We start from the raw sequence: 24,437 nt of genomic DNA on the forward strand, positions 1-24,437 counted from the left end.
TTAGGATTTTGACGAATCTCTAGGGTGCAAGAGCGATTTGGATTTTTGTTCGGATGACAGAAAGTAGAAGTTCCCGTATTTTGGAGAAACGATGAAAGACCTAGGCTTTCTACAAGGATTGGATTGGGTTTCCAGCCTTATCATCCTTCTTTCCGTTTGGAATCTCGGAACCTTTATCCATGTATGGAGTATTCTTCCCAAAAGAAAAGAATCCTTAAAACAAAACTTCTTAACTGAAAACAATCCTTCCATATGGGAAGAAAAACTTTCAGAAGTATTATTTCCAATTGAGACCAAACTTTCCTGGATGAAACATCTGGCAGGAATTTCTACAATGTTAGGGCTTTTAGGAACTGTGCTCGGGATTTCAGAAGCATTCTCTTCTTTGCAAGAAGCGGGAACAGTGAGCTTGGATGCATTTGCAGGTGGGATCAAACTTGCACTTGTGACAACAATTTTGGGGTTGTTCGTGGCAATTCCTTCCTTATTCGGATTCCAATTCCTAAAACATAGATTGCTGGATTTGGAAAGAGAGGCCTTGTCCTGGTTAAAGATCCCTCCTAGATAAATAAAATACGAATGAGAAAGTCGATTTTAAAGGAAGAAGATCCAGGAATAGACCTGACCAGTTTTATAGATGTAGTATTTATACTTCTGGTTTTCGTGATGTTAGCCGTCAGCTTTCGAAAAGAGATCAGATCTATTCCATTAGAACTTCCTAAAGTAGGGCAGGGAGAAGACCCGAAAGGAGAAAGGGTAGAATTTGCACTTTTACAAGACGGTTCCTATAGGATCGGAGAAGAAAAAGTCCAAAAAGCGGTATTAGAAGAGAAATTAAGGCAAGGGCTTGTGAAAGAGAAAGAAGTCCGGTTTTTTGCAGATAAAACTGCAAACTATGAAGAGATTGTAAAATTACTAGATCTATTAAGTAGATCAGGGGCTTCTTCCCTGGAGCTTGCCGTTCAAGGGCAAAAATAATATATTAAAGATCTTTTAACTTAGGATTGTTCTTATGACGATCCTTGTCTCTGGTGGAGTTCTTTTCCAAGGTGGCCTTAAAAGCTTCTTCCATTGAAATTCCCATTTGATTTGCCAAACAGGTTAGAACGAAAAGTATATCTCCTAGCTCCTTGGATAAGCCTTCCGGATCTTCTCCCTTTTTGAAAGATTGGTCGCCGTATTTTCTAGCTACAAGTCTTGAAAATTCTCCTACTTCTTCCATTAGGATTGCTAGGTTTGTAAGTTCAGAAAAATATTTAACCCCGATGGTTTTGATCCAATCGTCTACCGTCTTTTGGGCTTCGTCGAAGTTCATTTTGTTTTAGGAAGGTTTCCCTTTTCCTGCAAAAATTCCACCAGAAATCTAGTAGGCTCTGCGTAACATCCGCCGCTTAGATGGTGTGGATCTATAAACTTTTGGCATTTCATTCTGGAACGATAGTCTTCCATATCTAGTACCAAAGTTTCCGGGTATTCTTGGATAAGTTTATTTCTTAAATCTATCCACTCTTGGAAGAATGGAGCCGATCTGACTTTTTCGGAGAATGTGGAATACAATAGAGGAGTCCATAATACTACTTTAATATGATTCTCTCTTGCGGTATTTAGGAAATTCCTAAGAAAGTATTCTTGCACTTTAGAACTTTTGAAATTTTTGTAAGACTCGTTAAAAATTCTCTCCGACTCCGATCCTAATTTATCTTCAGGGGTATTTGCCAGAAGTCCGTTAGGAATCCCACCTTTAAATTTATCCGATTCATTGATCAGAATATCTCGAATGAATACAAGTTGTTGTACTTCGCTCGGATTTTTGATCCTGGAAAAAGCTTCTTTAAATCTTGGAGGAAATACCGAAGTTCGGAATACTTTTGCTTTTAAAAAACTATCCCATTCATTCGTGGAGAATATATTCCAATATCTTAAAAAAAACGGAAAATCATAAGAATAACGTAATGGATATCTATTTGCGAAGTCAGTTCCCGAATCAGGATAATATTCTAAAATTGCATAGTCCAAAGGGATTTTTCTAGAAAGAAGTTTTTCCAAAGTAAAATTATGGAAAGAATAAGGGGCAGAAGGTCCCGAAAGATTGTATACGATCAGACCTGGGCTTTCTTTCTCAAATTCTTCGAGTGAAAATTCTCCCATATGAGAGGTCCCGAAAAATGTGAGCACCTTTTGGGCTTCCGTTTTGGAATCGGTTTCTTTCTTCATGGTAGAAAGAACCTTGTCTTTCATATTATAAAAATAATATTCAGCTCCCGTTTCCGTATAAGGTCTGATCTTCTCCGAAGAAAGGAGTCGATCCCAGACTAGGAGTAGTGCGGCAATCCCAAGAGGGATCCAAAGAATTTTGCGATGTAACAAAGGAATTCTTTTCATAATCTAAAATGCAAAGTAGATAAAGTCTTGTCCCTTGCCCGCGTAATTTCCGAAAATCAAAGCTCCGATCAAAAGGAAGGCAAGTAAAAGTTTGGTTCTATTTCTTTGGAACCAAAGAGGATAATGTGTTGGAGCTTCCGCAGAATGGAAAATAAATCCACCTATAATATAAGGAATTACTAAATTGAAAGATAGGGTATTTGCCTGTTCCGGGCGAATATGGTAGAACCAACTTTCGAAAAAGTAAAAAGAATCACTTATATTAATAGTTCGGAAGAATACACCTGCAAGCGTAAATAATGAATAGGTCCAAAAGATCCGAATTCCTGTGAAAAATTTTCCCGTTTCAGGTAGGATCTTAATACCTTTTCTTTCAAAGGTTCTTTCCACAAATAAGAACAGTCCATGAGAAAGTCCCCAAGCTAAGAAAGTCCAATTGGCTCCATGCCATAGTCCACCCAAAGCAAATGTGATTGTTTGGTTGATATTCGTTCTGGCTTCAGAGCCTCTGCTTCCACCTAGAGGAATATAGATATAATCCTTGAGCCAGGTTCCAAGGGTAATATGCCATTTTCTCCAAAGCTCATGGATATTTTTACTGAAGAATGGAGCGTTGAAGTTTCTCGGAATATTAAATCCAAATAATAAAGCACAACCTTTAGCTACATCCGTGTAACCCGAGAAGTCCGAATATACTTGCCAAGTGAAACCGATTGTAGCCAAGAGTAAGGATCCACTTCCATATTCCCTGGGTCTTAAGAATACTGGATCGATCAAACCGCCTAAATTATCCGCGATTAGGATCTTCTTACATGCACCGAGTCCAATTAGGAATAGTCCAGTAAAAATCGCAGTTTTATGAATTCTTAAATTTTCCAATCTTGGGAAAAAATCTTTAGCCCTCATGATAGGTCCCGCAACCAATTGAGGGAAAAATAATAAGAACAAAGTAAAATGGAAGAAGTTAGGAAGTTCCTCTACTTTTCCACGATACACATCTATCACGAAAGCCATTACTTGGAATGTATAAAAGCTGATCGCTAAAGGAAGGATGATCCTAAAAGAGAATGTACTCGTATTAAACAGGGATAAGTTTGTGGCGTAGAAAAGATTGTCCGAAACAAAATAAAAATATTTGAATATTCCTAAATTGATCAGGTCAATCAAGACTATGATCGTAAGTAGTTTTTTACTTTTTGTTCTAGCAATCGGCTTTAGGAAAAGATAATTTAAGAATACGATCCCTAATAGATGTAAAAGAAAGGGAGGATTCCAAGAAGCATAGAATACTAAGGATGCAATTAATAGGATCCATTCTCTGTACTTGCGGCTATCCCAAGACCAGTACAGAACATAAACAATCAGGAAGAATACGAAAAATAAAGTGGAGGTAAAGATCATCTTTATTTCCGGCTTAGTCCGAGAATAGAAGGTAAGTCAGCGGAGAATATCGCGGAAAACTTTTCCATTCCGGCTTTATTCAAGTGGATCAGATCGTAATAATAATCTCCGTTATTCTGACCGTCTAAGCTAGCTTGGTAATCTAGTAGAGGAGTGGTCGGATCGATCTTTCGGATCTCTTCTTCCCAGATACGATTTCTGTCCGGACTTCTCCAATTTTTAATGATCTCACTATAAGGTGCGATCACTCCGATGATCTTGATCTTGTGCCCATTCTCCAAACCGACTTGGCGAATATCATTATGCAGGATTTTTAATCTATGAAAGTAGTTATATACTTCTTTAGTCTTTTCTACTTTAACCGGAGTCCTTTCTCCTAAAGCGCAGGTGTCCCAGATCGCTTTTTTGTGAAATTGGTCCGAACCTTGGGGAGCAGCGATACCATTTCCAGGATTGGTGATCTTCATGCAGGATTTGATATCCGTTACCTCCGGGAACATGCTGATACTCGGAAGATTTGTATTCTCATGAGGCCAAGGAGTGAGTTTGGCTTCTTTTTTCCTTCTGCTAATATCTTTGAGTCGTTTGGAAGGATCCAGAATAAAGTCACGGATATCTCTTCTATATGCGATACTCTTGAAAGTTAAAAATCCAAGATCATCATAACGCACATTATAATTGAATTCGTAAATTAAAGGGAATGCCAACCTTCTATCCAACTCTCCTAACATCGCAAGAGTGTGGATCTGTAGATCTGCTTGGTCTACCCAAGGTGTAGAGATCTCGAGTATATGTAAAACGGTATGTACTTTAGGGAATTTGGGTAGAAGGTTACGTACAAGCGCATCTTGGACTACTAACTCGGTTCCTTCCATTGCGATGGATTGGATCTTTTCTCCATAAGGTTCCAAAGTTTCGTTTAAAGTTTTGAGAGAAAGCCCTTGGTAAGCAACAGAAGTCCCAAGAAGTAGTATTGTAGGTTCGAATTCAGCCTTCTTTTCCAAAACATAATCTGTGTTTCGGATAACGTTTGCTGCAAAGGATCCTTTTTTAAGATAAGGCCTATAAACTCCCGTTTGCAGGCATAGATCGAATAAGGCCAATACTAAAATTGGGATCCAAAAACTTCTCTGACGGATCAAACTGATATACGGATTCATATTTGCCTCAGAAATCGAAATACAGGAAGTTTTGGCCTCCTGCTCCGAAGAACAGAATGATAAATAGATTTGCTGTAACGAATACCCCGAACTTTTTCTTGTTTTCCACGATGGTTTCTATCGGGTTTCGGGAGAAATAATAGGAAAGAACGAAACAGATCACGAGTAATATCCCGTAATCATAATTTACGAATGTTTTAACTGAAAATACCCCGCCAGGAACGGCAAATACAAGAGACTTCATCATTTCCCAGGAAGCCTGCATTGTTTTTGCTCTGAACAAAATGAATCCGAAAGAAAGGCAGAACATTGTGAAAATCCGCGCACCTATATCGTAACTCAAGCCGCCTTTTTCGTTCAGCCAGATAGCAATCTTGGTTTTGGAATATTCTCTATGAATTCCTAACATTACACCTTGCCATAATCCCCATCCTACGAAGTGGTAAGCCGCTCCGTGCCAGATACCTGCGAATAACCAGGTAATAAAAAGGTTTCTGTATCCTTTTAAAACTCCTACTCTAGAACCACCGAGAGGAATATAAATATAGTCCCTGATCCAAGTGGAGAAGGAGATATGCCAACGAGACCAATGGTCCGCGATATTTCTGGCAACCATCGGGAAGTTGAAGTTCGGATCGAATTTATAGCCGAAAAGTCTTGCAGTTCCGATAGCGATATCGGTATAACCTGCAAAGTCGAAATAGATCTGCCAGCCGAAAGCCATCGCTCCCACCCAGATCTCAGCAGGGTTTAGGATTTTATAATTATTGAATGTAAAGTCTACTACCTTTGCTAGGTTGTCTGCGAATACTATCTTTCTAGTAAATCCCATTAAGATCTGAGCGAAAGCGATCTGCACGTCTTCTGCAGTAACTTTAGGCGTATCATCTAAGTCCCTGAAGAAAGTGTGGGCGCGAACGATAGGTCCTGCTACCAATTGAGGGAAGAAGGAAACGTACAACGCAAAATCCAAGAAAGACTTACGAGCTTCCAAGTTCCTGCGGAATACATCTATGGAATAGCTCATGGATTGGAACGTATAAAATGAGATACCGACCGGTAGAATGATCTTTAGATGTTCGATCTTAAGCGGCTCACCGGTGGAGATCTGATTGAATAGATCGGCAAAAACTTCTAATAAGAAATTCGTGTATTTGAAATAAGCTAGAATACCGAGATTTGTGATGAGAGAAGCGACTAAACATAACTTTCTGAATTGTTCAGAAACGCCTTCTCTGCTCATTAATCTTCCTGCAACGTAATCCACGATCATGGAAACGATCAGAATGATGATGTATAAGTTAATATTAAAATTACAGAAGGATAGATCGATCCAATTCTCGTACCAAGTAGAGGTCCTGATATCGTTGCATACTATGGAAGCGGGATGCCAAGCGTTATAAAAGTAGAGGCTGGCAAGAAGAAGGAAAACTCTTTGGTATGTACCTTTTAAAATTTTTGCTAGGATCAAAACGATCGGCAAAAATACGAGAAAATGGGCTGAATTGAACAGCATTCGTTCGTTTGTCCTCGACTCCTGTGCAGTTTTTTGGACTAAGAGAAACCCACAAGCACTTATTTATTCGTTTCGATATACCGGTTCGGGAGTGATATCCTCATACTTATCTTCAATTCCTTCTATAAAACTTTTGTGAGACTTTTCTGATCTAGGAAGAGTAGAATAAGTGAAATTGACTAAAAAAAGTAAGCTCACATAAGAGAAAAAAATAATATGAGAGATGGATCTTATTCCAAATCTGAAGTTCTCAAATTCTAAAGAACGAAATACTAAGGCGGCAAAGATAAGAAGTCCTATCACTGAGGAGACCCAGAATTCGAAAAAATAACCTTCCCACCAAGTATAGAATATAAAAGAAGGGATTAGCCAAAAGAATAGAAGAATGAGTTCCGTTTTGTAAGACTTCCAAAGACGGATCCAATTTAAAAATGCTAAAAATACGATCCCGACCCAAAACCCTAGATTTAAATTATAAGGGAAACTTTTGAGAGATGTAAGATCGTTTGCGTTGATCCTAAGTCCGTTCTTCACACCTTCGAAATTTAGGAACGCATCTCCGATCCCTCTATAAAAATTCATGATATAATTTTTAGGTCCAGGAGCTGCTCCCCATTTTTCCTGAGAAGCATATAAGAAGAGCCAGTTCGCAAAATTCTTTTCGCTTTCGATAGGAGCGGTTAAATTCCTTTCTAAAAGTATAAATCCGACATACAAATAAGAGAGTGTAAGGATAAGCACTACCGAGAACAAATATACGAAGATCAATTTTAGTTTATAAGAATATTCGAAACTTCTGCCTCTCCATTTATTTGCGAGAAGAACCGAAACAGGCACGAATGTTAGAAAAATTGTATCTGATTGGTGGTAGTAAACATTCCAAACTTGCAAAAAACCCGCAATGTACAGTTTTCCGGGAGACCAACCATTTTTAGAATTCCAAACACAGAGTAAAAATAGAGCAGCAGTAAAACAGGAATGAATGAGTGGAGTATCATTATGTTGAGCATAAAACCAAAACCCTTGGGAACAATGAACCGCTAGTCCCAAAAGAACCGCACCAACCATATCCTTATATAATCTCCAATAAGAGAGCATAAGCAGAAAAATAAAGAAGGATGCGACTACTAAAACCCTAAGCCTGAGTCCGAACATTGCAGAATTAGGTCCGTGAAACCAATACCAAAATTTTAAGTACAATAATCCTGTACTTTCGAAACCGATATGGTGAGGATTGAAGAATACTTTCCAGTATTTATTGGTAACTATATTATGAGTGTATACGATCGAGTCCCAATCATAATGTCTGGATAAAAATCGAAGATCGAATAAAAATAATGTCCCGGTAAAACAAACCAGGAATAGAAAGCCTGCCCAGACAGAAGGAGAACGAAAAATATTCTCTGCTTTTTTAAGGAACTCCAGACTTTCTAGAGAACGTTTGAACATTAAACGGATCTAAATACGGAAGATAGAAAATCCCGATTATTTTTAGAAAAGAAATAGGGAGATTCTGCAAGTACTGAATTTTCAGTCTCGGAAAGATGGATTCTAAAAGATAATTTTTCCAAACCTAAAAGTGAACGAAACCATCCTGATTTGTGGTGGATCTGTAAACCGGTTTGGTCCGGATTCCAACGAATTGTTTCTTTTCCTAAAAATCCCCATTTTGTAACTGCGAGTCTATTTTCTTCCGTAATGAAGGTCTGGAATAGGTTTTTTCGTAAAAACCGGACTAAATCTAAAAAGAAAGCAAATGCGATATAAGAGATCACAAAAAGTGCAGTATAATCGTATAATCTTTTATCAGTTAATAGGGAAAGTTTTAGTACTTTAGTAATTTGTAGTAGTTCTACAAATTTGAAAATCCAAGTCGAAACTAAAGTTCTTAAAGGGAATAGATAAAATAAAAATACTCCGTAAACCAAGATTGTAAAGAAAGGAGGTATATAATTGATCCTTAATTTACTTTTTTTGATCCTGGAGGATCTGATTTCCGGTTCTGAGTTCTCCCAATTCCACCATACGGACTTGGATATATCGGATTTGTTCATACTTTGAGGGCCTAGGAGTTTTTCTTTCTGGATTTCCAAAGTTCTACGAGTGAGTTTTCGACTAGTTTTGCAGTCGAATCCCAAGACCAATCGTTTCTACTCGGCTTTCTGCCATAGATCCCTTTTTTACCGGTCAGGGAAAGTGCGTTTTTCCAAGCCTCTAAATTCTTAGGAGAAACGAAAGAATCGGTAAACTCATCTAAAACCTCGTGAAATACGGGGATATCGGAAACGATACAAGGTTTGTTTTCTCGAATGGCTTCTAATAAAGGCAGACCAAAACCTTCGTGTAAAGAGGGGAAGATAAAATAAGAACAATTTTTATAAAGCCAACCCAGCTTAGAATCATCCGGATTTTCTATAAAATACACTCCGTCCTTCTCCAATTCTCCTTCTTTTAAAAGAGAGGTGAGTCCTTCCGATTTCCAGCCTAGTCTTCCAGCAAGAACGAGAGGATAGGGGAAGTTCGGTTCTTCCTTTTTTAAGGAAAGATAAGCTTCTACTAGAGTGTTTAAATTTTTTCTGGGTTCTAATGTCCCGACGGAGAATAAGAAATTTTTAGGTAAAGTTTTTTCCGGCGCGGAAACTGATCCAAAACCTTGGACTCCAGGATATACTACTTCTAATTTCGGTTCTAATTCGGGTAAAAAGTTCAGGATATCATTCTTAGTATTCTGAGAAAGGCATAGAACCTTATCTGCTTTTTTTAAAGTGATAGGTGACATGATCTTATGCTGCCAGTAATTTGCAGTGGTCATTGTCTCAGGTGCGGATCTGAAATTTAGATCATGATAATTTACTAAAGTAGGAATTTTCAATCCGAAAGCGGGAAGTAACTGTAAGGTTCCCCAAAACAGGTCTATCCTATGTTTTTTTACCAAAGAAGGTATGGTAAAATTTAGCCACAATACTCCAGGGAGTTTACTCGGAATAAAAGTAGGAGTAAGCCCTATCAGATGATTGAAAACAGGATGAATCGGTTTATTCGAATAGAGATAATATTCTAAAGGAGAATCTGGACGCAAAAGTCTTTCTAAAACTTCCGCAAGGTATCTGGAATTTCCTGTGATCCCATAAGACAAGGGCCTTGCATCTACAGCGACTCTTGGTTTGTATTTTAAATTTTCCTTTTTTAGCATATTGTTCAAAACAACTAACTAGTTCTATCCGAATAGAAAGTGCATACATATTGTATTAAAGAAGTATATAATAAGAAAGAGAACATCAGAATTACTTCTTCCGCGATATTCCCGATAAAACTTCTGTTTAAGAGTAATACTAATATGGAAATGGAGATAAAGATCGTTGCAGATCTATATTCTATTAGTTTTGATTTCCATTTTTCCCAATTAAGCAGTGGTTGTCCTTGTTTCGGCCAAAGTTTGGAGAGAATAAATGCTGTCGGGAATAATAAGAATACGAATGCGTGTATCCAGGAGATTCCGCTAAAAATTACGGAAAAGAAAAATAGCCCGGATAGAACAAACCCTTCGGAAGCGCCTTTATACACTCTATATAAATAAGGACCTGCAATTCCTAAACTTAAAATCCCGGAGATGATCTTAACCTGATTTACAGTTAGAGTTGTAAACGGCATTCCGAACCTTGCCTGATTTAACAAATCAGAATATGCCAAAAAGTATTTAGCTAGGGTGGAATTCAAACTTTGATTATTCTTCCAAGCACGTAAGGCAGGAGACTTTAGATATTTATCTAAAACCAAATCGTACCAGGTTTGGTTCATCTTCCAGGTGAACTCCGGGTTGTATAATGCCGGTAGCGCAATCCAACCTAAAGCAAAGATAATCGTATAAACGATCACCATCGGTCTTTTTTTGTATAAGAAATAGAATAAGAAAGCGGCAGGTGTGATCTTGATCACGATTGCGAGAGCTAAAACAAGTCCAGATAACCAATCTTTTTGTACTGAAACAGAAACTAAGATCAAGAATAAGAGCAAGAACCCGACTTGATTATTGTTTTGATGATTTTCTACAAATCTGAGAGATAAAAGTAAAACTGCGGATAAGAATAGAAATGATTTCTCTCTTCCCAAAAGTTTTCCGATCAACAAGAGACTTAAGATCAGAGCTATAAAATTGACGGTGAAAAATATCCCGGAGGCCACTCCAAAAGGAAGACCTGAAATTGGGATGAGCAAGAATGCAAAAGTTGGCGGATAAATATAAGAGCCTACATTCTCTATTTTCGCTTTGACCCTAAAGAATACTTCAGGATCGAATATTTGGTCTATTTTTAATTTGCCGCTTTCAAATTCTTTGACCACTTCGGACAAAGCGTCCAGACTATATAAGTCCTTGCCTTGTTTAAAATTGCGGGAGGCTTCATAATAGTCCGAAAAATCGGAAGATTGGTCCGTGCGACTGAACCCGTTTGCGTAAAGAAAAGCTAAGAATAGAAGGAATGCTAAAACAGGGCCGGATTTTTTGAGGTCGATCCGCATTCAGGTACTCTTTTCTGTCCGCCCGAAAAAGCCAAGAAATTAAAAATCGATTCCCGAATTCTTCGGATCGGATTCATTGGAAGAATGGAATTCCAAGATCTGTCCGATTTTGATTTCGAACTTCCCGAAGACCAGATCGCAAAATTCCCCGCGGCTAAAAGAGATAAGAGTAGACTGCTAGTTATAGGAAGGACCCAAAACTTCTTAAAAGAAGAAGTAGAGTTTTCAAAGATACTCGGCTATCTCAAAGAAGGAGATGTACTAGTCGCAAATGCAACCAGGGTCTCTAAACGAAGAGTGTTCTTAATTACTAAAACAGGAAGAAGACATGAGTCAATGTTTCTGTCCGAAACCGAACCTGGGGTTTGGAAAACACTTACTCGAAATTCTAAAAAGCTAAAGGTCGGAGATAAGGTCACTGACGAGGCAACCGGAAAATTTCATTTCTCAGTTGGACGAAAAGAAGAAGAATTTATTATCTTTCGAGCGGAAACTCTTCTCGACGAAAATTCATTCGAAATAATAGGCCGCACCCCAATTCCTCCTTATTTCAAAAGAGAAAGTACATCCGAAGATGATGTTCGCTACCAAACTGTGTATTCCAAAAACTTAGGTTCGGTTGCAGCTCCTACGGCTGGTTTACATTTTACTCCGGAACTATTAGAAGAACTGAAAAATCGAAATATAGAATTCCTAAAACTAGAATTGAAAGTTGGTTATGGAACTTTCCAGTCCTTGAACGAAGATCATTTCGCGAATAAAAAATTACACGAAGAAGAATTCGAACTTCCCCTCGAAACTAAAAACGTTTTGGATTCGGCTAAGAAGGACGGTAGGAGGATTATTTCTGTAGGCACTACGACTCTTAGAGCCTTGGAATCCGCTTATGACCCGAACACGAAAACTTTCAGATCAGGAGAAGGAAAAACGAGACTATTTTTACAACCGGAAGATTCTATTCTAAGCTGCGAAGGACTGATCACTAATTTTCATCTTCCTCAAAGTAGCTTACTTTTATTAGTAAGCGCGTTTGCAGAAAAAGAAAAAATACTGAAGGCCTATAAATTCGCCATAGAGCAAAATTTTCGTTTCTTTTCCTACGGAGATTCCATGCTGATTTTGGATCCTGAAAAAATCTGATCCTTACTTATTTAATTGAGGAATTCTAAGCCGAAACGGAAAATGGGAAAGGTGTTAAGAAAGGTTCTTCCTGGGCAAACTGAAATCAGATTTAAAGCGGCAAAGCCGGCCAAATTGAACGGACTGCCTGACTTTTTAGTATTTCATAAGGAAGAGGTGAGAACGTTCCGCCAAGCTTTGGGGAACCCGGGACTCTTCCGACATATTCTAATCACCGGTCCGGAAATAGAAGCAAACCTTCTACAATTCGGACAATATCTGGAAGAGATCGTAAAAGACCAACCTGTAGTTGCAGAACCAAATCCCACTTTATTATCCCTTGCGGGTTTTCCTTTTGAAAACAAGTATAGACCTGGAAAAATTTCGGAAGCAAACGGCGGATTATTACTTCTTCCTATCAAACCATTTGTAGAAGACCCGGATCTTTATTATTTTCTGAAAGGTGTACTTCTAACCGGTAAGATAGATTTTCTATCTCTTCCGGAAGGATCCGATTCTACCAATATCAATCGATTTCATCCAAGTATAGATTCCAGATTCAGACTTATTTTAGTGGGAGAAGAAACGGAAGTGGATTCTATCTCTCAGATAGACGCTGACTTTTACGGAAGTTTTGATTTTAAGATCCATATGCCCTATGAGATCAGTTTAGAAAAATCTTGGCTTCCGGTTTTTTCAGGACTGCTAAAGTCTTGGGAGAAGCCTGGGTATCCTCCTTTGGACCAAGCAGCTTTGGATTCACTTCTGGAACTTGCGCTTAGATGGAATGATAGCCAGACCAGACTTTCTTTACATCTTTCGGAACTTCGTTCTTTCGTGAGAGAAGTATTAGCATTTAATAATAAAGGTAAGAAGTCAGTGGGAAGGGCAGAGATAGAAGCAGGTCCTTCACTTATCCAAAAAAGAACAGCCATCCACAAAAGAAAATATATAGAGAATATCAAAGAAGGCCTTATCTCTGTTCCACTCAAAGGAAAAAAGACAGGGCGGATCAACGGGCTTTCCGTAATTTTATTACAATCATCTCTTTTGGATTTCGGACAGGTGAACCAAGTATCTGCCAGGGTTTCCTTGGGTTCAGGAAATCTGATCAATATAGAAAGAGAAGTAAATCTTTCAGGAAGTCTTCACGATAAGGGAGTATTCATACTTCAGTCCTATATTAAAGGAATGTTTTCTCATACCCAATCCTTCGGTTTGGATGCTTCTATTTTATTTGAGCAAAATAGTTCTCCGATTGATGGGGATTCGGCAAGTTGTGCGGAACTTTTGGCACTTCTTTCTGCACTTTCCGGTTTAGAGATACCTTGTAATATTGCAGTGACCGGTGCTCTTTCCCAGTACGGGGATATTCTTCCAGTCGGTTCAGTGAATACCAAGATCCAGGCCTGGTTTGATGTGATCCGGCTCACTGGTTCTACTCGCGAAAAATACAAAATTTATATTCCTAAGGATAATATGAGGGACCTGAATCTTCCACGCGAGATCCGGGAAAGTATGAAAAAGGGGAATTTTCAAATATTCTCCTGCTCACATGTAGAAGATCTTATCCCGGATATTTTCGGGATTCCAGCCGGTAGGATCTCCAAATCCGGAAAATACCCTAACGGCTCACTTTTCAGGATTATCGAAGAGAGAATCGATCGCAAACGTGACGGAGAGGAAGCTTAGGCCGACAGCCGGGCTGCTCCGGGTTCGCTATTCGCTCATCCGGTCTTCGCCCGGACTAAAGCCCTTCGCATCCCTGTCGGGTCAGAATTTCCCGAAATTTCTCAGATTTCCTCTAATCAGTCTCCCCCGAAATGACCGATACTTTATATACAGTCATGGAACGTCGGGCAAATATCAATATTGAGTCTTCCTTACTGGTAACCTTGGTTGCGAGTATGGGATTCTTAGTCAGTTTGGGAATCGCCCCAGTCAGGACCGGAGGCTTTTTAAGCGAAGAACCGGTCTTAAGAGAACTGATCCCCGACCAATTTACTTGGGAACCAAGCTCGGAACAAATCCGAGATCTGCCAGAGAGAGTAGGAGAAACCGGACCCAGCCTGGTTTAATTTCTTGCTCCGCTTCCCGGTCTGAAAATCCTATCAAGAAAGACCGGGAGTGTTCGATGTTCGGCAAAAGTTTAGATAATCTAAAACAAATGAACCAGATGCGGGTTCGTATGAAAAAATTGGAGAAGGAACTGGAGGCTTTAACCTTCGAGGGAAAATCCAAGAACGAATTAGTGGTCTGCATTACCGACGGTAAACAAACCGTCCAAGAGATCCGTATCGAAGATTCTTTGCTTGCTAAAAATGATAAAAAACTACTTCAAAAAAGTATAAAGCAGGCAGTGAACCAATCTATGGAAGCTGCTCAGAAAGTTGCAGAAGAAAGAATGGGAGAATTCAAATCTCTCCTTTCCGGAATGCCTTAATTACGGGCCTTTATATTCGCTAAAAATTTTCTGTTTCGTCCGACTCCGAGAGAGTTTAAAGAACTCATGAGGACAAATCGGACGAGAATCAGTAGATTCAGGAAGAACGATCGCTTCTTCTCCACCTTCGTCGTCATTTTCAGCAATTCCTAAAGAAACAGAAATATCTCCCGTCCTTTTCATTTCGGTATTGATCTGCAGAGAATATAAGCTTCCGTCTATATTCTTTTTTAATAATACTAATCTTCCGATCGCATTTGTATTAGAACGATCCGTTTTTACGAATTGGATCTGTCCCGGATTTAATTCTCCTAATGGAGTGATCTCAGGTATTCTGAGTGGATCGTATAATTTTCTGAGAACATCCCCGTCGGTTCCCGCAGCAGGGAATGGGAAAGATTGGATCGTTTTAGTGATATCTTGTAAGAACCCGGAAGCACCGTTCGTATCCGTTCCGGATTGTGCAAACTCCGGAGAAACATCTCCTAAGGATTGCCATAAGAATGCAGGATAAATTTTCATGAAGATAGCAGAGCCATCTGTTCCAAGAGCATTTTTGACTTCTTGAGAAGAATTTAGATAATTATCCGAGTTTGTTTTGAATAGATGGAATAATCCGGTTGCATCAGAAGCTCTATAACCCTTAGGGCCTTGGACTCCGGTTCTAAAAAATGAATTTCTGGAAACAGTATCACTTCCTGAAATCATATATAAATATTTCATAAAGGAATATGCAAATGCATAATCTACTAGTGAGTTAAATTTAGAACTTCCAAATATACTATTTCCGTTCACACCTCTTGAGCAGGAGCTTGAATTCCTACCTCTATAACAATTGATCCTGTTAATTTGAGGAGAATAACCCGCGATATCCGCCGCTACTTCGCTTGTACCTTCGTTGATCCAAGCCTCGTCCCTTCCTCCACCTTGGCTCATGATCCTGGCTTCATATTGGAATCGGATCAAATGTTGGTATTCGTGGGCCAGTGTTGCTAAGAATGTATCCGGTTTTCCTTGGGTAAGGTCCGAGTTACGGACTGTAACTAATTCCACCCCGTCCATATATACTATATTCGAATAATTAGAGCGGACAGCATAACTGGAACTATCGGGAAAATAATCTACTGGATCGAAAAATCCTGCCACAAAAGAAGAACCCGTACTGCTTCCATCATGTATATCCGATACGATGACTGCAACTTTTCCATCTCCGTCAAGATCATCTGAAAATCCGAATGCTTCACCCAACCTAGGATAAATTTTGGAATCGAATTCTTGGGAGATATATTGGTAATCTAAAGCGGATTCTAAACCGCTAGTCGTGTAGATATTAACGTGAGAACCCGAAGCTACCTTAGTAGTTTGCACACAATTGGAGCTGTTTGTTACAAGATTACGGATCCAGAATGTATTATTGCCGCCGCAGGAACTAGATACTTTAGCTAGTGAAAGTAGATCGTTTAAGTTAGGTTCCGTTTTATCTTGTGTGCCGAGCGCGTCATTACTGACTATACAGTCAGAAAGTAAGAATATCAAACAAACAGAAAGTACAAACGTATATAAAGATCTGCCTATTGGCATACAAAGGGACTTCCAAAAACCGTCTCCGGTCGAAACCTTCATGATCTTTCCTGCCGAAAAAGGAAACTAGCTTTACGCCTTGATCCTTTTTGTTAAGGTCAATAATTATTCAGGGTCGAATGGGAGCAAGGATCATTGACTAAAAAGGTTCCGAAGATTTGGAAATTTTTTTCCAAAAAATTCCAATATATCGTAATTATTTCGTTAGGATATAATTGCGGATTTCGTCCTTCTCCCTTACAAAAAGATCCGATCCCAGGTCCACAAATTCCTGCATTCGATTCCGTTCCGAATAGCGGAGAATATTTTTCCGAGATCAAAAAAATCCCAACCGGGTTTTATATCCGACAGGTTTATCTAAATCATTCCAACAAAAAAGAAATGTTGATCAGTCAACTAACAGTAAGTGAATCTAAAAATTGGGAAGAAACAAGGTTTGAAGGAAAACTAGATCTAGACGAGTCAGGAAAATTTTTCAGATTTCGCCCCAGACTTTGTAGGATGTTCACAAGTAAAAATCCCGGAGATCGTTGGACTTTGACGAGAGCCTATGAATGTGATCATTTCGAATTTCTAATATGGAAATCAGGTCCGGAAGATATTCGTTTAACTCCGGGTCCTGAAGGAGAAGAAGAGGGGATCCTTCTTAAAAAATCCAAATCTTCCAGTATTTCTCAAATTTCTGCGATCATACTTAAAACAGATTCTAATATCACGAGTATTTGGGGGATCCGTCTTTCCAGGGTGAGAAAGGGCGCCAAGGCTATATTAGAAAAACAAGATGGAAGAAAAACGGAGCTGAATACTCTGAAAACTGTGGAGACCACCGGAGAGGTCAAAACCGAAAGGTCCAGTCATGCGGAACCGGGAGACATGATCTTATATACGAATCCCGGAGAAGCAAGGCCTCTGGCCCTATAGTCCGCCATGCGACTATAGATTAATCTAATCCATTCTCCGAATTTAAGATCCTACGCAGGCCAGGAATAATTTTTACATAGGGTTGGATCTTTCTAAAATCGGAAATTTCTTTCGCAGATACATCCGAACCATCCAGTTGTAAATGGATCAGATTTGTAAGACCGTATAGAGGACTTAAATCCTTGATTTGGGTTCCACCCAAGTATAATTCCATTAATTTTGAACAATTCTCTAAAGGCCTAAGATCCGTAATTTTAGTATGTTTGAGCTGCAAATGCCTCACACTGCAGCCCGGCCCGAGAAACCTGAGATTGGAAATTTTAGAATCGGTAAGTTCTATTCTAGTGAGCCTGTTCCAATATAGATAATTTTTCAGATCTTGGTCGGCGATTTCTGTCTGGTTCAACACCAAACTATCCAACTTTGCGAAACGATTTAAGGGAGAAAGGTCTTTTACGGAAGATCCGGATAGAAGAACATATCTAAGCTTAGGGAGATCCGGCAAACCTTCTAGAGACTTTACATCTTTAGAATTTAGTTCTAGGATTTCTAATCCGGAGAATGCGGATAGATCGCTCCAGCTTGGATTATCTTCGAATCCCAACCAACGTATTTCTTTAGGATATTTTCCTAGGATCTCACCTTCGGAATTCCGAACTGAGATAAGATGATTCGATTGAGAGCATGCTGATAAGAAGCAGAGGATTAGAAATATTTTCCTCATAAGATCGAATCTATTTAAGTTCAAATCAAAAGAAAACCAAAAAATTCGAATTTCAAAAATACGATTCGGTTCGCATGTAGGAACTCCTACGAGCTCTTTAAAAGCGGATTTATCGGGTTGACATATGCTTCCTTTTTGGAGCAAGATAAGATTCGAAGCCGATCCGAATGGAAGAAGATAAAAAATCCGCCTCTCGAAATACTAAACAAAAGGGCGAGATCTTGAGAGTCATCCGTGACGCGAAAGGTCCTCTTTCGGTAAAGGAAATCCACGATATCTCCAAAAAATCCATACAGAATATTGGGATCGCAACCGTTTATCGGTCAGTGAACCATTTGTTGGAATCAGGTTCGATCCATGAGATCCAATTGCCCGGAGAATCTTCCAGATTCGAGATCAGTCATCTGGATCATCACCACCATTTTCACTGTAAAGTTTGTGACCGTGTATTCGATGTGGAGATCTGTCCTTTCCCTATGGAAAATTTACCTAAGGGATTCACATTAGATTCTCATGAAATTATTTTATACGGCGTTTGTTCCGAATGTAATACCTCCTCCAAATGAATCAAAAAAAATTAAAATTTAAAATACTATATTTAAGCATTCTATTTATCGCATTATTCTCCTTTATTGATCGTATCGCGCTGGAGAATTTACTTTTTGGATTTCCGAACGAGTTAGAATGGGATACTTCTCCTTGGTTCAACTTTTTGGAAAAAAGAAGAAGGATCGAATTTTCCGAAAACGAAAAAGGTACACTGATCGTTGGAAGTAGTGTGGCTCTTTATTCTTCTCTTCCGGAAAGAATGAATGAGAGACTTAAAGACAAATCGATTCGTACGGAATTTTATTCTCATCCGGCTTTGACACCTTCCGATTTTTATTTTTATAAGGAAGATATAGCCTCTAAAAAGCCCAAACTTGTATTTTTCGTTTTAAATCCCGCGGATCTTCAATTGGATTTTCTGATCACGGAAAAAGAAAACGAAGCTAGACTTGCTCAATACAAACAAAATCTCCTCTACCAAGAAAAGTCCATCATTGACTTTCAGAATTTAGAATATTCTGAAAAAGCATTGGATGATGTTTCTGCAAAAACAAGACACCAAAATAGGATGATCTATCCTGCCCAATATCTAAGAGAGAAGTATCAGGATATTCTGAAAACTGGCAAATCCGCGGTTTTATCCCTTCTCTCCAGATCTTTGTTCCTAGTGATCCGATACCGCAGTTTTTTATATGATCCGATGGACGCATGGATAGAAAACCATCTCAGAAGTGGTAGATCCTACCATTATTACACCGGAATAATTCCGGAAGAAGGTATTTATCTAAGAGGATGGGCCAAACCTGAGTTTTCAATCGATTGTGAATTGAAAAATGGAGTTTTCGAACAGAGTGTATTCTTCCAAGAGAAGGATACCAATTTAAAAATTTGGGGAGAAGGTAAACCGATCCTATTCGATAAAACTTTTCCTAAATCCGGTTGGCATACGATCAAATTTACCGTTCCGGAAAAATCGGATAGAACCAAACTCAGAATTGCTTCCGATAAAAAGATCTCTTCTTTGCAAGTGGATTCCAGGATTTTCGGAACGGAAGAAATTTATGGGATCCGACTTTCTCAAAATTTCTGCAGAAACGAGATCAGAAAACATATCTCTTATATTCGAATTCCAGGTTTAGATGATTCTAGACTTTCTAAAATGGATGATGCCATTTATTCAAAGGACTATACGGAAAGGATCTATGGATATAAGGGAGAAAGTTCCAAAATGTCCAGGCTTGTCACTCTTAGAATGGCAAAGATCAAATTAGCTTCTTCTCCTAAATTTTTTATTTGGTCTGAATTGGAATATTTGAAAAAAGCAATCATGTATTTAGAATCACAAGGAATTCAAGTGCTCCTGGTAAATTCTCCTGAAAATCCTATAGAGAGAGAAGTATATGAAACCAGTCCTTGGTACAAAGGATATATCTCTTATTTGGAAAATTTAGGAAAAACTAAATATCATTTTAAAAATGCGATTCCCGATTTTGAAGATAAAAGATCCTTCTTAGATCCTCATCATTTGACCTACCAGGCTTCCGAAAAATCCTCAGATCTATACGCAGATTGGATCTTAGAAACATTAACGGAAAAGTAGAATGTCCGGATTCTTATCTAAGTTTTTACCGAGCGAAAGTCTAAAAGCGGAATGGATCAGTGTTTTAGGAAATCCTAAACTAGTTACTGCGTTCTTTATCCTACTGTACTCCTTCTCCTCTTTTTGTGTTTGGAAAAAATATTCCTGGAGTCCAAGCTCCCAAGTAAATTTCGGAAAAGAATTCGCGGACCAAAACAAAGAACAAACTCCTCCAGGTGCGATCGTATTTTTAGGAGAGGAGGGGAACCTGGGCGCAGGTTATGACGGGCAAATTTTCTATTATTATTCTAGGATGTTGTCCGGTTTTAGTTTAGATTGGCCAAACGGTTTCGAGACTAGCTTTCGTGCACCAAGGATAGGATATCCACTTTTAGTTTCCCCATTCGGCTGGTTCGGGATGAATGCAACCATCATCGGGATGTACATTCTGAATTTAGGAATCTTCTACCTTTCTTATCTTGCGATACGGGATTTATTGCCGGACTCTAAAAAATACCTAAGCGCATTCTATCTAGTTTCTCCATTCGCTTTGGGGAGTTATATCTTACTTGTATCCGACACAGTAATGATGGGCCTAAGTGTGCTTGCCTACTGGTCTTTTATCAGAAAAAGATTTTTAACCTTCTCCTTACTCGCCGGCCTTGCAATACTCACAAAAGAACAGGCAGTTTTTTTATTTTTCCCATTGGGACTGAGCACAGTATTCCAAAAGGATTTCAAAAAAAGTATTTGGGTGGCTTCTTCTTTGATCCTGCCAGCAGCCTGGAGTATCTATTTAAGGACCCAATTCCCGGATTGGACACCTGGAAGTCTGGGTCATTTTTTCGATCCATTCGGCGGACTTTTAGGATATTTCGGGGAACTCCAACAAGCTATAGTCTCAGGGGATCGAAATCTTATCCTTCTGATCAAAAAATTCTCCAGATTCCCTTTGGTACTTCTTCTTTTATCCGGAACCTACCTGCTATTTAAAGGCGATTGGAAGAAGGGACTGGTGTTTAGGTTCGGTTTTGGAATTCTTTTATTAACCGCCTATGCGGGAGGTTATATTCTCTATTGGGCCACCTACGAGAACGTTTCCAGAATGTTCACATTCAGCCTTCCTTTATTAATTTTTTGGGAAAAAGAAGATGATACCCTTCCGAGCGGAACCTATTGGGCCCTAACAGGTATCATTCTAGTTTCGTTTTTAATAAAATTGGCATTCATTTCCAAACCGTTACGTCACTTGGTCTGGTAATTCGGCTCCTATCCGAATCCGCGTTTTTTTGCAAACAAGTCTGTAAAAATTTTCTTAGACTTGATTCTTCTTATAAAAGAATTAGAATGGTCTTATTGTAGGTCCGCTGTTCAGAAATCCGCACGTGTCATTGTAATCAGATCGGTGAAATCCGAGCTTTGCTTCTCTTAGAAACCCTGCTATCCGCGATTTTACCATCATTCAAACCAATCCCGCTGTTCTTAAAGAGTGTTATGGTCTTATGGAAGGCGAATTGGTCTCCGTTTGCGAGTCGGAAGCTGCCTAAATTTTTTGTTCGAGGAAAGCATGCAGAATCGCAAACTCTTTGTAGGAAATCTTAATTACTCCGTTCGCCAACAGGAAATCAGTGACCTGTTCGCAAACTACGGAGAAGTAGCATACGCGAAAGTAATTGAAGGTAAAGGATTCGGATTCGTGGAAATGGCTAGCGAGGAGCAAGCCGAAAACGCGAAGAATAGTCTAAACGGAACCGAATTCAAAGGTAGAACTTTGAATATCGATATCGCAAAACCACAGACTTTCAACAAGCCAAGAAGACATTAAGATCTTTCTCGGGGAAGGAAACTTCCCCGAGTTTTCCTATCTATTCCCTTTCCCCATATTCCAAGAGAGAAGAATATGGATCTCCTTTCAGACCTAAAAGTTCCGCAAACGCCTCTTCGGTGTTTTTTCCTTCTTTCTTTTTTTCCAATACGGACAGTCTAAAAGTTTCACCTTTATCTTTCAGGATCTTCTCCTCTATAATCATATGCTGATAAGCGATTTGTTTCTTAGGAGAAAGACTCTGGGCCACGATCTCGACCTTTTCGGATCCTAAGCGGAATCTACAAATGATAGAAGGTATATTCCCCAAAACTTTTTCTGAAATTTGAAAACTTGGATAAGAAGAAAACGACTCTAAAACTTTAAGGATAGAAGGTCTTAACTCGCAGATAATATCAATGTCAGAGTGGGGAAGGTCCACTCCGATTGGAATGGAACCTACGAATTCAGGAGAGAATTCGGAAAGGATTTCTAGAACTTTACGATCTTTTAGAAGTGAAGTACAATCCGAAAATCGGTTTGTCATTCAGGTGAGGTAGGCGATTAAACGCCTACTTCTTCCTCTTCGTCCTCGTTTTCTTCTTCTACATTCAGAAGTTCTATAAGCTCTTTGTAAGCTCTTTCTTTTTCGACAACGCCTGTTTTCTTAATCGCTTTTTTGAGAACATCGTCCCATTTTTTCTGGGGAAGGATCACTTGCATTTCTTCCAAAACTTCCAGAATATTGATATCGTCTTTTGTATTAAAGATCTCAGTAGCGTCGTAACGGAATAATCCGGAAAGTTGATCGATAAAATCGCCGACTCCGTTTCCGCCTCCGCGTTTATCTAGGGCCTCTTGTTTTTTTTGCGCTTTGCGGAGATCTCTTTCTCGTCTCTCCAATTCGGTCCGTTTCATAAGAACCCTCTCTTATCGGCTATACCTGCCATATTTTCGAAACTAGCTCACGGGCAAAGAAAAAACCCTAAAGAATTCCGGTAGAAAAACTCAAGTAAGCTGCCGATCTGGCGGAAGTTTAGGTTTGATTCGTAAAAATCCCCTTTTAAAAACGAGGGAGTTCCATAGAACCACTCCAAACTTTCATTCCTATAGAATTAGACCGGGACTAAATGGAAATTCTTTCCTCAGGATCCTGGTTTTGGTCCTTTTTTGTACGAACGTTTGTAAAAAAAGAAGAAAGGAATCCCTTTTTAGCGAGAACCCATTGAGGACTTAGGGATCCTATATTCTTTTTGGATCCTTTGGTTAGCAGCGCTCAGGCTTTCTCTATCCAAAATAACATCAGTTCCATCATCTAATAAAATCGTAATGTACCTAGACTTGGATGATTTTACTTCATTAGAAATGTCTTGGATCGATTGAATAGGTTTGCCGTTTACTTGATCCACCAATCTTCCGGAAACTTCGTGATAACCCTGGTTGGATTCATCCGGAATTACTTGGGAAAGTAATACAAATTTACCTTCCTTTTTGTCGCCTGTGCTGAACTTATAATAATCGAAAGTGTATAAAAGTTTGCGATCTACTTTAGATCTCCAATCTTTTCCCCATTCTAGTAAATAACCTTCCGAAAGTTCTACGAATAGAAAACCGCCGTCGAAATAATATTCGGCTTTAGAACCAAGATTTCTATGAGGGATACGGATAGAAGAATAAGGAAATGGTTTTAAGGTAAGTTGGACTTCTTCTTCTTTTCCGGATCTGATGATCTTTATCGGGATTTGTTTTCCGATTTGGTAACCGAATTCATCTCCTATATGAGCGATATAAGATAGAACTTGTTTGCCGTATTTTTGATGATGGAAATATCCTTTTGAGTCTATCTTCTTACCGCCGAACTCAAGGATTACATCACCTATCTTTAATATTCCATCCGCAGAACTATCAGGCAAGATTTCAGCTACCAAGATCCCTTGGTCTTTTGTTTTAAGGGAATAATAATCCTTAGTGGCCTTGTCCATGATAGGTCTATAACGGAAACCTTTAAAAGGGATCTCAGTTTTACCAAAATCCCCCAAAAATTTGCTGATCAAAAAGGAAGGGATTGCTCTACCTGAGTTTTTGTCTCCGGAGAAGTCGAAAAGTATTCCGCTTACTTTTCCTTTTTCTAATAGAACTTCTCCGTTACCGTTTAATGTCTCAGTGGAGTTCACATCTAATACAGGAAGTTCTACCATTCCTTGAGGATATTGGTCCAGATCCATACTGATTAGAGCGCCTGAAGCGGATTGGATAGAACCGGAATTGTCCAATTGGTAGATGGAAACTTGTCTAGGATAATCTATTTCTTTCTGGAATTCAAAAGGAATTAGATCTTTAAAGAAGTTCTCTTCTTCGATTTTTAAAAGTGCCAGATCGGATTCCGAATCTTGTCTTGAAACGGTTGCCTTTGTCTCCGCATAGGAAGAATGTTTTTTAACTTCTATCAATGTGGAGTGGGTGAGTAGATGTGCCGGTAATAAGATCTTTTCGCCAGGCACTACGATCCCCACACCTCTTCTTACCTTTGGATTTTTCTTTTTCCAAGGGTTAAAATAATCAGGTTCTTGGTAAGAGATCTTTACTTGGACTATACTCTTTTTGTATTCTTCTTCCGTTTTTGCTTGGGATGCGATACCGTTCGATCCTACTTTCGGGGAAGGTTTCGGTTTTTTAGCGGATAATCCGGAGCTGAAAACACAAATGCTTATAATGACTAGAAGGATCTTGGATTTCACGT

General features: G+C 39.0%; 25 protein-coding genes. 11 read left to right on the forward strand and 14 right to left on the reverse strand.

The genetic code is table 11. The features are described from left to right. The first annotated feature begins 91 nt into the window (after positions 1 to 91). Both EHO58_RS01085 and EHO58_RS01090 read left to right on the forward strand, forming a co-directional pair. Positions 92 to 568: a MotA/TolQ/ExbB proton channel family protein gene (locus EHO58_RS01085; RefSeq protein ID WP_135626795.1), complete on the forward strand. Its 477-nt coding sequence runs from the start codon at positions 92 to 94 to the stop codon at positions 566 to 568. 11 nt (positions 569 to 579) lie between these two features. Beyond that, positions 580 to 978 (forward strand): ExbD/TolR family protein, encoded by a 399-nt coding sequence (locus tag EHO58_RS01090; protein WP_135678083.1) that lies wholly within the window; start codon positions 580 to 582, stop codon positions 976 to 978. 4 nt (positions 979 to 982) lie between these two features. On the opposite strand, the gene EHO58_RS01095 is transcribed toward EHO58_RS01090, so the two are convergent. The 9 genes from EHO58_RS01095 to EHO58_RS01135 form a co-directional block, all read right to left on the reverse strand. Continuing rightward, a complete protein-coding gene (locus tag EHO58_RS01095) occupies positions 983 to 1,315 on the reverse strand; it encodes a nucleotide pyrophosphohydrolase (protein WP_100710813.1) in 333 nt (110 codons plus the stop codon). Further along, entirely contained in the window at positions 1,312 to 2,382 is a 1,071-nt protein-coding gene (locus EHO58_RS01100) for a DUF1574 family protein (RefSeq protein WP_135678085.1), read from the reverse strand. Before EHO58_RS01100 ends, EHO58_RS01095 begins: the two co-directional genes overlap by 4 nt. Before the next feature lie 3 nt (positions 2,383 to 2,385). After that, the gene (locus tag EHO58_RS01105) at positions 2,386 to 3,783 is read right to left on the reverse strand and encodes an MBOAT family O-acyltransferase (RefSeq protein ID WP_135678087.1); all 1,398 of its coding nucleotides are present in this window, start codon (positions 3,781 to 3,783) and stop codon (positions 2,386 to 2,388) included. Between the two features lie 2 nt (positions 3,784 to 3,785). Continuing rightward, a complete protein-coding gene (locus tag EHO58_RS01110) occupies positions 3,786 to 4,943 on the reverse strand; it encodes an SGNH/GDSL hydrolase family protein (protein WP_135678089.1) in 1,158 nt (385 codons plus the stop codon). A 7-nt stretch (positions 4,944 to 4,950) separates the two neighbouring features. Beyond that, complete coding sequence (locus tag EHO58_RS01115; protein WP_135678091.1) at positions 4,951 to 6,459, reverse strand: MBOAT family O-acyltransferase; 1,509 nt, start codon at positions 6,457 to 6,459, stop codon at positions 4,951 to 4,953. 63 nt (positions 6,460 to 6,522) lie between these two features. After that, entirely contained in the window at positions 6,523 to 7,908 is a 1,386-nt protein-coding gene (locus tag EHO58_RS01120; RefSeq protein WP_135678093.1) for a hypothetical protein, read from the reverse strand. Beyond that, complete coding sequence (locus EHO58_RS01125) at positions 7,908 to 8,513, reverse strand: LIC20162 family protein (RefSeq protein WP_135626994.1); 606 nt, start codon at positions 8,511 to 8,513, stop codon at positions 7,908 to 7,910. The genes EHO58_RS01120 and EHO58_RS01125 overlap by 1 nt, the downstream gene beginning before the upstream one ends. Before the next feature lie 11 nt (positions 8,514 to 8,524). Then, positions 8,525 to 9,652 carry a glycosyltransferase family 4 protein gene (locus tag EHO58_RS01130; protein ID WP_135626993.1) on the reverse strand — a complete coding sequence of 376 codons (1,128 nt, stop codon included), beginning with the start codon at positions 9,650 to 9,652 and terminating at the stop codon, positions 8,525 to 8,527. Positions 9,653 to 9,666: 14 nt separating this feature from the next. After that, positions 9,667 to 10,977, reverse strand: a complete 1,311-nt coding sequence (locus EHO58_RS01135) for a glycosyltransferase family 87 protein (RefSeq protein ID WP_135626788.1) — start codon at positions 10,975 to 10,977, stop codon at positions 9,667 to 9,669. 84 nt (positions 10,978 to 11,061) lie between these two features. Between EHO58_RS01135 and queA the strand changes: the two genes are divergently transcribed. The 4 genes from queA (at position 11,062) to EHO58_RS01155 (ending at position 14,539) form a co-directional block, all read left to right on the forward strand. Further along, entirely contained in the window at positions 11,062 to 12,117 is a 1,056-nt protein-coding gene (queA, locus tag EHO58_RS01140; protein ID WP_135678095.1) for a tRNA preQ1(34) S-adenosylmethionine ribosyltransferase-isomerase QueA, read from the forward strand. 51 nt (positions 12,118 to 12,168) lie between these two features. Further along, positions 12,169 to 13,788 (forward strand): AAA family ATPase, encoded by a 1,620-nt coding sequence (locus tag EHO58_RS01145; protein ID WP_135626992.1) that lies wholly within the window; start codon positions 12,169 to 12,171, stop codon positions 13,786 to 13,788. Between the two features lie 155 nt (positions 13,789 to 13,943). After that, positions 13,944 to 14,174 (forward strand): hypothetical protein, encoded by a 231-nt coding sequence (locus EHO58_RS01150; RefSeq protein WP_135626786.1) that lies wholly within the window; start codon positions 13,944 to 13,946, stop codon positions 14,172 to 14,174. Positions 14,175 to 14,230: 56 nt separating this feature from the next. Beyond that, the gene (locus EHO58_RS01155) at positions 14,231 to 14,539 is read left to right on the forward strand and encodes a YbaB/EbfC family nucleoid-associated protein (protein WP_100723727.1); all 309 of its coding nucleotides are present in this window, start codon (positions 14,231 to 14,233) and stop codon (positions 14,537 to 14,539) included. On the opposite strand, the gene EHO58_RS01160 is transcribed toward EHO58_RS01155, so the two are convergent. Further along, on the reverse strand, positions 14,540 to 16,162 hold the full coding sequence (locus EHO58_RS01160; RefSeq protein WP_135678097.1) for a peptidase M30: 1,623 nt from the start codon (positions 16,160 to 16,162) through the stop codon (positions 14,540 to 14,542). Positions 16,163 to 16,255: 93 nt separating this feature from the next. Here EHO58_RS01160 and EHO58_RS01165 point away from each other — a divergent pair, with 93 nt between their 5' ends. Further along, on the forward strand, positions 16,256 to 17,041 hold the full coding sequence (locus EHO58_RS01165) for a hypothetical protein (protein ID WP_135678099.1): 786 nt from the start codon (positions 16,256 to 16,258) through the stop codon (positions 17,039 to 17,041). 19 nt (positions 17,042 to 17,060) lie between these two features. On the opposite strand, the gene EHO58_RS01170 is transcribed toward EHO58_RS01165, so the two are convergent. Further along, entirely contained in the window at positions 17,061 to 17,765 is a 705-nt protein-coding gene (locus EHO58_RS01170; RefSeq protein ID WP_135678101.1) for a leucine-rich repeat domain-containing protein, read from the reverse strand. 167 nt (positions 17,766 to 17,932) lie between these two features. Here EHO58_RS01170 and EHO58_RS01175 point away from each other — a divergent pair, with 167 nt between their 5' ends. The 4 genes from EHO58_RS01175 to EHO58_RS01190 all read left to right on the forward strand — a co-directional run bounded on the left by EHO58_RS01175 (position 17,933) and on the right by EHO58_RS01190 (position 21,718). Further along, positions 17,933 to 18,331, forward strand: coding sequence for a Fur family transcriptional regulator (locus EHO58_RS01175; protein ID WP_135626782.1), 399 nt, complete (start codon positions 17,933 to 17,935; stop codon positions 18,329 to 18,331). Continuing rightward, positions 18,328 to 19,914, forward strand: coding sequence for a hypothetical protein (locus EHO58_RS01180; RefSeq protein ID WP_135678103.1), 1,587 nt, complete (start codon positions 18,328 to 18,330; stop codon positions 19,912 to 19,914). The genes EHO58_RS01175 and EHO58_RS01180 overlap by 4 nt, the downstream gene beginning before the upstream one ends. Position 19,915: 1 nt before the next feature. Then, a complete protein-coding gene (locus EHO58_RS01185) occupies positions 19,916 to 21,154 on the forward strand; it encodes an AZOBR_p60025 family cell surface glycopolymer formation protein (RefSeq protein ID WP_135678105.1) in 1,239 nt (412 codons plus the stop codon). Between the two features lie 306 nt (positions 21,155 to 21,460). Continuing rightward, positions 21,461 to 21,718, forward strand: a complete 258-nt coding sequence (locus EHO58_RS01190) for an RNA recognition motif domain-containing protein (protein ID WP_086445856.1) — start codon at positions 21,461 to 21,463, stop codon at positions 21,716 to 21,718. Between the two features lie 40 nt (positions 21,719 to 21,758). On the opposite strand, the gene EHO58_RS01195 is transcribed toward EHO58_RS01190, so the two are convergent. From EHO58_RS01195 to EHO58_RS01210, 3 genes are all read right to left on the reverse strand, one after another. Next, positions 21,759 to 22,244: a DUF4269 domain-containing protein gene (locus tag EHO58_RS01195; RefSeq protein WP_135678108.1), complete on the reverse strand. Its 486-nt coding sequence runs from the start codon at positions 22,242 to 22,244 to the stop codon at positions 21,759 to 21,761. A 17-nt stretch (positions 22,245 to 22,261) separates the two neighbouring features. Next, positions 22,262 to 22,615 (reverse strand): LB_289 family protein, encoded by a 354-nt coding sequence (locus EHO58_RS01200; RefSeq protein WP_135626778.1) that lies wholly within the window; start codon positions 22,613 to 22,615, stop codon positions 22,262 to 22,264. A 293-nt stretch (positions 22,616 to 22,908) separates the two neighbouring features. After that, a complete protein-coding gene (locus EHO58_RS01210; RefSeq protein WP_135678112.1) occupies positions 22,909 to 24,435 on the reverse strand; it encodes a S1C family serine protease in 1,527 nt (508 codons plus the stop codon). Between the last annotated feature and the right edge of the window lie 2 nt (positions 24,436 to 24,437).

This window comes from Leptospira selangorensis (assembly GCF_004769405.1).
Taxonomy (GTDB): domain Bacteria; phylum Spirochaetota; class Leptospiria; order Leptospirales; family Leptospiraceae; genus Leptospira_B; species Leptospira_B selangorensis.